This window comes from uncultured Thiodictyon sp., from assembly GCF_903828115.1.
Taxonomy (GTDB): Bacteria; Pseudomonadota; Gammaproteobacteria; order Chromatiales; family Chromatiaceae; genus Thiodictyon.
This window is the reverse complement of the sequence record NZ_CAIKKU010000305.1, coordinates 1-8,934: the sequence shown is the minus strand read 5'-3', so window position 1 is coordinate 8,934 and position 8,934 is coordinate 1. Positions and strand designations below refer to the sequence as shown.

Here is an 8,934-nt window from a genome sequence, read left to right as displayed (position 1 = left end):
GTGCGTAGTCAGGCCATCCTGGCCTGACGGTGTCGGGGCTGGAACAGTCAGGGCTGGAAGCCCTGACTACGCCGCCCCGCACGCTGGCCATCGAGCTAGCATTCGAGAGGACTTTCATGTCCCGGGGTGGCGCGGGTGCCATGACCGTTAGCCGGTCGACATTGCGTCTGCGCGGCCCTGGCCGGAGCCGGGTACGCGATGCGTACCCTACAGCTACTGGACGCTCTTACGGACCGGGCGCCGTTGTCGTTGTCGTTGTCGTTGTCGTTGTCGTTGTCGTGGTCGTGGTCGTGGTCGTGGTCGTGGTCGTGGTCGTGGTCGTGGTCGTCGTGGTCGTGGTCGTGGTCGTGGTCGTGGTCGGATTATTCGACAACGACAACGCCAGCGTACCCGGGATCTCGATCACCATATCAGTTCTGATCGCACCCACGGCTGACGAGCCACGGACAAAACGCAGGTCGGACTGCTATGCTCCCACGCCTCGACCCCACGAGGCCCGCACCGCCCGCGGCCCCCACTGCACCACCATTGCAGCCCGGAAAACCACCATGACCCAGATCACCGACATCCCGACCTACATGACGGACCTGGGCCGCCGCGCCCGCACCGCCGCCCGCGCCCTGGCCCGCGCCACCACCCGCGACAAGGACGCGGCGCTGATCGCCATCGCGGACCACCTCGACCAGGAGCGCGCGGTGATCGCCACCGCCAACCGCGCGGACCTGGACGCCGGGGCGGCCAAGGGCCTGGACGCGGCCATGCTGGACCGCCTGGAACTCACCCCCGGGCGCATCGACGCCATGCTGGAGGGGCTGCGCCAGATCGCCGCCCTGCCCGACCCCATCGGTGCCATCACCGACCTCAACTACCGCCCCTCCGGCATCCAGGTGGGGCGGATGCGGGTGCCGCTGGGGGTCGTCGGCATCATCTACGAGTCGCGGCCCAACGTCACCGCGGACGCCGCCGGGCTTTGTCTCAAATCCGGCAACGCCACGGTGCTGCGCGGCGGCTCCGAGTCGCTCGCCTCCAACCAGGCAATCGCCGCCTGCATCCGCGCCGGGCTGACGCAGGCCGGGCTGCCGGCCGATGGCGTCCAGGTGGTCGCCACCACCGACCGCGCCGCGGTCGGGGCCATGATCGCCATGCCGGAGTTCATCGATGTCATCATCCCGCGCGGCGGCAAGGGGCTGATCGAGCGCATCAGCCGGGAGGCGCGGGTACCGGTGATCAAGCACCTGGACGGCATCTGTCACGTGTACCTGGACGCCGCGGCGGACCCGGACCAGGCCCTGCGCATCGTCATGAACGCCAAGACCCAGCGCTACGGCACCTGCAACACCATGGAGACCCTGCTAGTCGACGCACCGGTGGCCGCGACCCTGCTGCCGCCCATCGCCGCCGCCCTGGCCGCCCAGGGCGTGGAACTGCGCGGCTGCCCCCGCACCCTCGATCTGGTCCCCTACGCCCTGCCGGCCACCGACGAGGACTGGGACACCGAGTACCTGGCCCCCATCCTCTCCATCCGGATCGTGGACGGACTGGACGCCGCCATGGACCACATCGCCCGCCACGGCTCGGCCCACACCGACGCCATCGTCACCCAGGACTATGGCCGCGCCCGGCGCTTCCTGCGCGAGGTCGACTCAAGCTCCGTCATGGTCAACGCCAGCACCCGCTTCGCCGACGGCTTCGAGTACGGCTTAGGTGCCGAGATCGGCATCAGCACCGACAAGTTCCACGCCCGCGGGCCGGTGGGGCTGGAGGGGCTGACCTCGCTCAAGTTCGTGGTGCTGGGGGATGGGCAGGTGCGGGGCTAGCAGGCGGCGGAGTTGGGACAACCGTAAAAAGCCGTGAAGTTGCTATGCTTAAGGCAACCGCTGCTCATGCAGGGCATCTAAGCGGAATTTGGCGTTTGGTTCTCAGATAAGGGTGCGCTGTCATGAATGAGACTGCCGGATTATCACAAGCGCTCGATGCGATCGCCGACGAGCTTGAGCCCGCAACCGGACCAGGTATCGCGATCAAACGACGGAAGGTGGGGACGCCCAGTCCGACTGGCGCGGGCGAGGCGGTGCTTCAAGTTGTCGATCGCGACGGCGTACTCCATGTGGAGCAGGCCGAGCCGGCTGCATCGACTGCGCGGCGGCGGCGGGGGCAAGGCGATACTGCCGCGGCAGCAGACATCAAGTACGAGCGCGTCTTCGAGCGTCTCGGCCGCTCCCAAATCGGGACTTGGCTGGAGGGCCTGGACAAGAAGCTCACGCCGAAGCGCGGCCTGCGCCATTGGGGCGACGACGGACTACAACCCATCGCATCGGTCCCGGCGACCGGACGCCTGCTGCTCCTGATCCACGGCACTTTTTCCGACAGTGAGACACTCGTGCGCAACATTGGCGAGAATCCGCAGGGGGCGGACTTCTTTGACTGGGCGCGCGGACACTACTCCCACATCCTCACCTTCGATCATCCAACCCTCTCGGTCAGCCCGATGCTGAATGCCCGAGCGCTGGCCCTCGCCCTCGGCGAGACGAGGGCCGCAATCGACGTCATCTGCCACAGTCGCGGGGGGCTGGTCACGCGCTGGTGGCTCGATGCCTTCGATCGCGCCCCGCCGCAGAAGCGGCGGGTCGTCTTTGTCGGGTCGCCGCTCGCCGGCACTGGACTCGCCGCCCCGACGAACATCCGCGGCAGCCTCAGCCTGCTGTCGAACATCGGCGCGGCACTCGGCGCAGCCACGGCGGCGGTACCCTTCCTCACGGTGCTGACCGGTGTGTTTCGCGTCGTCACCTCAGTGACCAGTCTCGCCGCGAAGACCCCGGCCGTGGACGCCGCCATCGCGCTGGTACCGGGGCTGGCGGCCCAGAGTCGCAGCGGCGACAACCCCGAACTGATCAGCTTGCGGCAGGGGGCTTGCTCGGCCGCAGGGCGTTACTTCGCAGTCCAGTCCAACTTCGAGAGCGAGCAGCATGGTTGGCGGTTCTGGAAATATTTCCGCCAACTCGGTGACCAAGCCACAGACGCCTTGACCGATCTGGTCTTTGAGGGCCACAACGATCTCGTGGTGGACACCGGCTCGATGGTGGATTTGTCCGACCACCTGAGCATCCCAGACGAGCAGGTGCTGGACTTCGGCACGACGAGCGTGGTGCGCCATACCAACTACTTCGCGCAGCCCAAAACCCTCGACTTCATCCGGGAGAGGTTCGCGGATAGTCCATCCCGCGCCTCCGCGGCCGGACCCAAAGAACCCGAGACCCCGGACCGCGACAAGCATATCAATTACCGCAGCCCGCCTGCCGCCGGGGAAGTTAGTTGCTCTCCCATTTTGGAGTCCATTGAGTTGCGCGGCGCGCTTGAACCATGGCAATCCGCCAGCCTCGGGTACTTAGGCTTGAGCGCGGGCAACACCTTCCAAGACGTCGCTAGTGTCGTGGGCGCCGCAGTGAAGGCGATGCGCCGGGGAGGTCAGCCAAAGACGGATCGGGAAACGCACGCCTCAGGCATCCGTCGGCGAAGTAAGCCGGATCAGCAACCGCCGCTGGCGGCTTCTGTGCCTGGCCCCACTGTCCTGCGCCGCACGCCCCATCTCGATCTCGCACCGGACGGTGCCGCGGCACCCGGAATGACGCTCCGGGTCCGCGTCTATGCCGACAAACAGGTTTCCCGCAAGGACGAAGAGAGCGAGGACATCGTCATTGAGCTGCCCGCGGACCTGCGGCAGATCGATCTCAACGCCTATCTCCTGGTCAGTCCGCAACTCGAGGTGATCGGCTCAGTCGTCCAGCCGCTGAAGATCGCGACTGATCAGGACTGCTCGTCAGTCGCCACCTTCGAGGTGCGGGTGCGCAGCCGGGACGAGATTCTCGCGCTGGCCCCGGACCTGCCATCGGTTGGCCGCGCAAGCATCTCCGCCGTCTTCAACTACGGGGGCCGACCCAGCGGCAGCGTGACGCGGATTCTGCCACTGGATCTCGACTTCAAGGTCCCGGCGGACTCCCCCGAGGTCACCGAACGGGTTGCCGTCGGTACGCTACGGGTCGATACGAACGCCAAGGCGCCGGACCTGCTGGTGCAGATCCGCGCTCAGCCCATCAACGACGGACGCCAGTTCCAGTGCTGGGTCGCGACGCCCTTGATCGCGGCGGAAGAAGAGGAGTGCTGGGTGGACTGGAATCTGCCTGCGGGGGCCGAATCCATCGTGCGCGGCTACATGGAAGGCTTCGTCAAGGAAGACGCCTCGCCGCTGGAACGTCTGAGCGCCATGAAGGGGGCGGGCCGCCAGCTCTTCGCCGCGGCGCCTGCAAACTTCAAGAGCATCTACTGGAAGCTGATGGACGCCGGGCACCCACCGAAGAACATCGCCGTGGTGTCCGACGAGCCATACATCCCGTGGGAGCTCATGATTCCGCATCGAAAATTGCAGGGGCACAGCGAAACCCGCAACCCGCTTGGCGCGGACTGCGCGGTCGGGCGCTGGGTGTTGGGCGACGGTTGCGCGGGCCCACAACGGGTCCCGCTGACCGACAGCATCGTGATCGCCCCCCGCTACAGGGGCGGCATGGTCCTGCCCGACGCGGAGGACGAGGCCGCGTCCGTGCTGGAGTATTTTCCAGGGGTCAGGATCGAGCCCGCGCAGTTGAACATCATCAATGAGGTCCTTGCCGATCGGCGGGCGAGCATCCTGCACCTGATCTGTCACGGGGTCGATGCGGCGCAGAGCCCGGCACAGGCGGTCTTTCTGGAGGATGACCACAAGCTCGACACGACCATACTCGCAGGACTCGACAATCTCCGCCGGGCACTCGAAGAGCGGCCGACCCTCGTCTTCATCAATGCCTGCGAGGTGGGACGACCCAAGCCGGCACTGGTCGGACTGGGCGGTTTTGCACAGACCTTTATCGGTCTCGGCGCCGCTGGCGTGGTCGCAGCGATGTGGAGCGTCCGCGACGACCTGGCCCATAAGGTCGCCTTGGATTTCTACAGTGCGGTTCGGGACCAGCCGCAACGTCCCTTCGCAGAGGTGCTGCGCGAGATCAGGGGACGCGCCTATGACCAAGCCACCGGCGCCGAGGACACCTACGCAGCCTTCTGCTTCTATGGGGATCCGTTGGCCTGCGCGGCGCCTTGAGCGACGTCTCGTCAGAGACCGGATGGGCGGGGGTTTCGGAACACCGCCGTGGCGGTGTTCCGAGAGGAACGCGCATTGAGGCATGACCCCGCACCTGCGGCCACGGTGCCGACTGACAGCCGGTGCCGAGTCAGGCCAGTGGCGACGGAAGGAACCGCAGCCGCCCCGGAAGACGAAAGGCGTGCGTGGGAGCGGCTTCGGCCGCGATGCGAGGCCGCGGTAACCTGCGACGTTGCGGCGGCTTGCGAGGCTCGTCGCGGCTGAAGCCGCTCCCACAGCGTCGCTGCGCGACCTCCACGACGCCTCGGGCGCCTGGCTGATCAGGCCCAAACCGGAGGTCGAGGCTTCAGCCGAACGGCGGCGCCGTGCCGGGGCCCGGCGCCCCCGCGCATCAGCCCGCGAAATTCGCCGCCGCGAAGTCCCAGTTGATCTTGTCCCAGATGGTTTCCAGGTACTTGGGACGGGCGTTGCGGTAGTCGATATAGTAGGCGTGCTCCCATACATCGACCGTCAGCAGGGGCTTCTTGCCGGAGGTCAGGGGGCAGCCGGCATTGGCGGTGTTGAAGATCTCAAGCGACCCGTCGGCGTTCTTCACGAGCCAGGTCCAGCCGGAGCCGAAGTTGGTGACGGCGGACTGGGTGAAGGCCTTCTTGAAGTCCTCGAAGGAGCCGAACTTGGCGTCGATGGCGGCGGCCAGGGCGCCGGTGGGTGCGCCGCCGCCGGTGGGGCTCAGGCAGTTCCAGTAAAAGGTATGATTCCAGACCTGGGCGGCATTGTTGAAGACCCCGCCCGAGGACTTCAGGATGATGTCTTCCAGGGACAGCGACTCGAACTCGGTGCCCGGGATCAGGTTGTTGAGGTTGGTGACATAGGCCTGGTGGTGCTTGCCGTAGTGATAGTCGATGGTCTCGGCGGAGATCACGGGGGCAAGGGCGTCCTTCGCGTAGGGCAGTGCGGGCAGTTGGTGTGCCATGGTCGGAGTGCTCCGGGTGCTGAGGGTTGGGATTGGTGCGGGGTCCAGGCCCGGGGCGGCGGTCTGCGCCGCTGCCCCGGTGCCTGATGAAGGCGATCAAGGGGGCCGTAAAGCCGTGCACCCGAGTTAGGGTCTTGGTGGGGGCTTTGCAACCTTGGCTGCGCCCGCGAGGACCACGGGGTCAGGTCAACCTAAGTCCGGCAATTGCTCTCACAAAGACACAAAGAACACAAAGAAAAACAGATCATTGAAGGCGTCGTGTCGATCATCGCCCAGGTGACCTCCGCGATCGACATATCGCTTTGAAAATCTTTGTGATCTTTGTGTCTCTGTGAGAGAACGGCTCTTTCCAGGGTCAATCATTGTGGCCGGCGGGCGAGCCCCGGCGGCCGCGGGAGCAGGCGGCTATGTGCGGTATCTGTGGTGAACTGCGCCTTGACGGCGCCCCGGCGGACCTCGCGGTGATCGCGTCCATGATGGCACGGTTGACCCGCCGCGGGCCGGACCATGGCGGGAGCTACAGCGACGGCGCCCTGGGGTTCGGCCACCGGCGGCTCGCGGTCATCGATCTGTCGGTGCGCTCCAATCAGCCCATGGTCGATGCGGAGCTGGGCCTCGCCCTGGTCTTCAACGGGACCATCTACAACTACCGGGAACTGCGTCGGGAACTCGAGGCCAAGGGCTACCGCTTCTTCTCCGACGGCGACACCGAGGTCATCCTCAAGGCCTGGCACGCCTGGGGCGAGCGCTGCCCGGAGCGCCTGCACGGCATGTTCGCCTTCGCCCTCTGGGACGCCAATCAACGCGTGCTGTTCCTCGCCCGTGACCGCTTCGGCATCAAGCCGCTGTACTGGTCGCGGCAGGGCCCGAGCTTCCGCTTCGCCTCGACCACCCAGGCCCTGCTGGCGGCCGGCGGCGTGGACACCAGCATCGACCCCATCGCCCTGCACCACCTCTTTACCCTGCACGCCGTGGTGCCGGCCCCGCGCACCATCCTGCAGGGCGTGCGCAAGCTCGCCCCGGCGCACTGGCTGCGGCTGGACGCCGACGGCGGCGAGGTCGAAGAGGCCTATTGGCGCCTCGACGCCACCCGCCCGGACCCGCTGCCGAGCGAGGCCGACTGGCTCGACGGCATCCACGAGCGCCTGCGCCTGGCAGTAAAGCGGCGCAGCGAGGTGGCGGACGTGCCGGTCGGGGTGCTGCTCTCGGGCGGCCTGGACTCCAGCCTCCTGGTCGCCCTGCTGGCGGAGGCGGGGGTGGCGGATCTCAGAACCTTCTCGGTCGGCTTCGAGGACACCCCGGAGGAGGCAGGCAGCGAGTTCGAGTACTCGGACCTGGTGGTGGCCCGCTACGGCACCCGTCACCGCAAGTTCCGGGTCCCCAACGATCAGGTCCTGAAGCGCCTGCCCGAGGCCATCGACGCCATGACCGAGCCCATGTTCGGTCAGGACGTGGTGGCCTTCTATCTGCTGTCCGAACAGGTCTCGCGCGAGGTCAAGGTGGTCCAGTCCGGCCAGGGGGCCGACGAGGTCTTCGGCGGCTATTTCTGGTACCCGCGGATCGCGGCCGAACCGTCCGGCTCGCGCCTCGCACGCCTGGCGAAGCACTATTTCGACCGCGACCACGCGGAATACCTGCGCATGGTCCAGCCGGCCTATGCCGGACCCGACCCGACCTCGCCGCTGCTGGAGGCGCTGCTGGAGGCCCCGGGGGCGGACGAGGTGCTGGACGCCATCCTGCGGCTGGATGTCACCACCCTGATCGTCGATGACCCGGTGAAGCGGGTCGACAACATGACCATGGCCTGGGGCCTGGAGGCGCGCGTGCCCTTCCTGGACCACGAACTGGTCGAACTGGCCGCGCGCTGCCCCCCGGCGCTGAAGCTCCGCGAGGGCGGCAAGTACCCCCTGAAGGCCATGGCCCGCGGCCTGCTGCCGGACGCGGTGATCGACCGCCCCAAGGGCTACTTCCCCATGCCGGCGCTGAAATATGTCCGCGGCCCCTTCCTGGACCTGATGCGCGACGCCCTGACCTCGCGCGCCGGACGCGAGCGCGGGCTCTACCGGCCCGAGTATCTCGACATGCTGCTCGCCGCGCCGGACCTGCACCACACCCGCATCCAGGGCAACAAGCTCTGGCACCTGGCGCTGCTGGAGCTGTGGCTGCAGCGCAATGTCGATGGGGCTCCGGCCGACTGAGGCCGCGACCTCCCGCCGCTGCTGCGCCCCTCGACCGGAGGCCGACGCTTTACCGTAAAGGTCCCGCCGGGACCCTGTGGGAGCGGCTTTAGCCGCGACGAGGCCTAGCATCGCGGCTAACGGTCATGGCATCCGCGCCACCCCGGAACATGAAAGTCCTCTCGACCGCTAGCTCGATGGCCAGCGTGCAGGGCGACGTAGTCAGGGCTTCCAGCCCTGACTGTTCCAGCCCCGACACCGTCAGGCCAGGATGGCCTGACTACGCACTTTCACGGTAAAGCCGCTCCCACGCACGCCTTTCACCTTCCGGGGTGATTGATGTTCCTTCCATGGCCGTTAGCAGGAATTGGCCCGGAAACCGCACTCGGGCCGGTCTTGAGCGGCACCTTGCGCGCTTCAGATTACGCAGGGGTGTTATCCTGATGTACCCCCGAAGCGGAGTATTTATTATGCAAACCGTCGGTATCAAAGCGCTGCAAACCAACCCCGGCGTCCTCAGAGGGTATAGACAAAATTAAGTCGTTGTCGTCATGCGTCGTAGAAGGATCCGCGCCTCAGTGAGCCAGACCCAGGCTTCGGACACGCACAGCAGGCGATCATGGTGCATGATCAAACGGCGTGCGCGCTCGTTCCAG

At 66.8% G+C, this 8,934-nt stretch carries 5 protein-coding genes and 1 pseudogene; 3 read left to right on the top strand and 3 right to left on the bottom strand.

What is annotated here, in order from left to right; all coding sequences use genetic code 11:
- Positions 1 to 226: 226 nt before the first annotated feature.
- The gene (locus QZY48_RS11235) at positions 227 to 406 is read right to left on the bottom strand and encodes a hypothetical protein (protein ID WP_295430945.1); all 180 of its coding nucleotides are present in this window, start codon (positions 404 to 406) and stop codon (positions 227 to 229) included.
- A gap of 142 nt (positions 407 to 548) precedes the next feature.
- Between QZY48_RS11235 and QZY48_RS11230 the strand changes: the two genes are divergently transcribed.
- Positions 549 to 1,817: a glutamate-5-semialdehyde dehydrogenase gene (locus QZY48_RS11230; RefSeq protein WP_295430944.1), complete on the top strand. Its 1,269-nt coding sequence runs from the start codon at positions 549 to 551 to the stop codon at positions 1,815 to 1,817.
- A 122-nt stretch (positions 1,818 to 1,939) separates the two neighbouring features.
- Positions 1,940 to 5,128, top strand: coding sequence for a CHAT domain-containing protein (locus QZY48_RS11225; RefSeq protein ID WP_295430943.1), 3,189 nt, complete (start codon positions 1,940 to 1,942; stop codon positions 5,126 to 5,128).
- A 391-nt stretch (positions 5,129 to 5,519) separates the two neighbouring features.
- Here the strand turns inward: QZY48_RS11225 and QZY48_RS11220 are convergent, their stop codons facing one another.
- The gene (locus QZY48_RS11220; protein ID WP_295430942.1) at positions 5,520 to 6,101 is read right to left on the bottom strand and encodes a Fe-Mn family superoxide dismutase; all 582 of its coding nucleotides are present in this window, start codon (positions 6,099 to 6,101) and stop codon (positions 5,520 to 5,522) included.
- Positions 6,102 to 6,508: 407 nt separating this feature from the next.
- Between QZY48_RS11220 and QZY48_RS11215 the strand changes: the two genes are divergently transcribed.
- A complete protein-coding gene (locus QZY48_RS11215) occupies positions 6,509 to 8,299 on the top strand; it encodes an N-acetylglutaminylglutamine amidotransferase (protein WP_295430941.1) in 1,791 nt (596 codons plus the stop codon).
- A gap of 514 nt (positions 8,300 to 8,813) precedes the next feature.
- On the opposite strand, the pseudogene QZY48_RS11210 reads toward QZY48_RS11215, so the two are convergent.
- Positions 8,814 to 8,934 (bottom strand): annotated as a pseudogene (locus tag QZY48_RS11210) (IS5/IS1182 family transposase); the annotation flags it as partial.

What these genes read in the sequence shown, in the direction of transcription:
- QZY48_RS11230 (WP_295430944.1), top strand. Translation starts at nt 549, where the DNA reads ATGACCCAGATCACCGACATCCCGACCTACATGACGGACCTGGGCCGC.
- QZY48_RS11225 (WP_295430943.1), top strand. Translation starts at nt 1,940, where the DNA reads ATGAATGAGACTGCCGGATTATCACAAGCGCTCGATGCGATCGCCGAC.
- QZY48_RS11220 (WP_295430942.1), bottom strand. Translation starts at nt 6,101, where the DNA reads ATGGCACACCAACTGCCCGCACTGCCCTACGCGAAGGACGCCCTTGCC.
- QZY48_RS11215 (WP_295430941.1), top strand. Translation starts at nt 6,509, where the DNA reads ATGTGCGGTATCTGTGGTGAACTGCGCCTTGACGGCGCCCCGGCGGAC.